Source organism: Methylobacterium sp. D54C (genome assembly GCF_053345595.1).
On record NZ_JBKFAK010000072.1, the window covers coordinates 1 to 2579 of the forward strand.

The following is a 2579-nucleotide window of genomic DNA, read 5'->3' on the forward strand; positions in this document are numbered from 1 at the left end:
GGCGGCGTGGCCAACAGCGGCACGCTGTCCAACAGCGGCACCGTCGCGGGCGGCCTGACCAACACCGGCACGGCCCTCAACACCGGCGCCATCGGTGGTGGCGCGGCCAACAGCGGCAGCCTGGTCAACGCCGGCACCCTCGCGGGCGGGCTGACCAACACCGGCACCGCCCTCAACACCGGCACCATCGGTGGTGGCGCGGCCAACAGCGGCGTCCTGAGCAACAGCGGCGCCATCGGCGGCGGCGTGGCCAACACCGGCTTCCTCGCCACCAGCGGCACGATCAGCGGCGGCCTGACCAATGCCGGCACCGTGCTCGCCAGCGCCGGCCGCATCGACGGCGCCATCGCCAACAATGCCGGCCTGCTCGCCGTCGCCGGATCCGTGGCCAGCGGCGGCCCCTTCGCCAACGCCGCCGGCGCGACGCTCGCCGTCACCACGGGCGGCAGCTACAGCCTCGCCGGCCCCCTCGCCAATGCCGGCCTCGTCGCCGTCGCCCAGAGCGCCAGCCTCACCGCCTCCGGCGGCCTCAGCAACGCCGGCCTGGTGGCCAGCGACGGCACCCTCACCGCCGACCTGACCAACACCGGCATCGCCCGCCTGTCCGGCCAGTTCAACGGCACGCTCACCAATGCCGGCCTCGTGCAGATCACCGGCCCGCTCGCCGGGCTCACCGGCCTGACCAACACCGGCGCCCTCGACCTCGGCGGCACCGCCCTCACGCTCACCGACCTCGCCGGCCCGGCCTCCGCCGTCCTGGGCAACGGCGCCCTCACGGTCTCCAATGCGGCCGCCTCGACCTACGCCGGCGCCATCCTGGAGACCGCGAGCCCGACCAGCCTGACCAAGGCCGGCCCCGGCACGCTCCTGCTCACCGGCTCCGGCCTCTTCTCCGGCCCGACCACAATCCAGGCCGGCACCCTCTCCCTCAACGGCCTCTGGACCTCGCCGGTCACGGTCGCGGCCGCCGGCACCCTGCGCGGCATCGGCACCGTCGCGGCCCCGGTCACGGTCGCGGGCGCCCTGCGGCCGGGCAACTCCCCCGGCACGCTCACCGTGCTCGGCCCGGTGGCGTTCGTCCCCGGCAGCAGCCTCGGCCTCGACATCGACGGCCCGGGCACCGGCACCGGCGCGGGCAGCTACGCCCGCCTGCTGGCACTGGGCCCGACCGGCACGGTCTCGGCCAGCGGCACCCTGGTGCCGGAGCTGCGCGGCATCACCGGCAACGCCACGAACAGCTTCACCCCCGCGCTCGGCCAGCGCTTCGGCGTGCTCACCGCGCAGGCCGGGCTGTCGGGCTCGTTCAGCGGGCTCGCCCAGCCGGCGGCGGGCCTGCCGGCGGGCACGCGCCTCGACGCGCTCTACGCCGCTACCGGCCTCGACCTCGTGGTCACGCCCGCCGCCTACGGCAACCTCGCAGGCCTCGGCCTCGCCCAGACCGGCAACGCCCGGGCCGTGGGCGCGGCCCTCGACCTCGCCCGCCCGGCGGCCGGCACGCGGCCGGACGCGGCGCGGGCGCGGGTGTTCGACCCGCTCTACGCGGCCGGCCCGGCGACGCTGCCGGGCGGCCTGGCGAGCCTGTCGGGCCAGAGCTACGGCGACGCGGTGATGACCGACCTCGCCGCGCGCCGTCTGCTCTCCGACACGATCGACCGGCACCAGCGCGGGCTGGGCGGGGGCGCGGGCGCGTTCAGCGCGGGCGATCCGGGCCCGGGCCCGAACCGCACGGCGCTGCAGGTGCGCGGCGGCGCCGGGGCGGCGGAGCGGCCGCTTGCGGTGGGCGAGGGCCGGGTCTGGGCCGACGCGCTGTACGGGTTCGGCGCGCGCGCGGGCGACCGGGCGGCGGCGGGCGCCGGCTTCGACGCGGGCGGGCTGCTGATGGGCGTCGACCGCCAGGTCGGGGCGGACACGCAGGTGGGCGGTGCGTTCAGCTACCTGCGCGCGGGCGGCACGTCGCGGGGCGCGGGGCTGGGTCGGTTCACCACCGACAGCTACGGCGGGACGCTGTACGCGAGCACGCGGCTGGGCGCGGTGGTGCTGCGGGGCACGGCGGGGGTGTCGTACGCGGACGGGCGGGTGGACCGGACGGTGGCGCTGGGCGCGGCGGTGTCGCAGGCGTCCGGGCTGTCGTCGGGCTGGAACGGCGGGGTGTCGGGCTTTGCCGGCTACGCGCTGGCGACCGGCCTGCCGGTCGAGGTCGTGCCGGAGGTGGGCTTCAGCTACGACCGGCTGACGCGGGGCCGTGTGTCCGAGCGGGGCGGTCTGGTCGGGCAGGGCTTCGGCGGGCAGGGCTTCGCGGTGGCCGACCTCGACGCGGCGCGCAGCCTGGTCGGCGGGCGGGTGACGAGCTGGGCGGTGGCGGGCATTCCGGACCTGCGCCTGGAGGGTCGGGCGTACTGGGCGCACGAGCTGGCCGACACGGCGGCGGTGGTTCGCTCGAGCCTGTTCGGGGCGGGGTTCGCGGGCCGGACGAGCGCGCTGGGCCGGGACGGCGCGGTTCTGGGGGTGAGCCTGACGGGGGCGGTCGCCGAGGGCGTGCGGCTGTCGGTGGGCTACACCGGCGACGTCCGCCCGGGCGC

Annotated in this window: 1 protein-coding gene; it reads left to right on the plus strand. The window is 77.7% G+C overall.

Going from position 1 to position 2579, the window contains the following annotated elements; genetic code table 11:
- A partial coding sequence (locus ACLBYB_RS32485; protein WP_447701339.1) for an autotransporter outer membrane beta-barrel domain-containing protein occupies positions 1 to 2579 on the plus strand: 2579 nt, incomplete at both ends.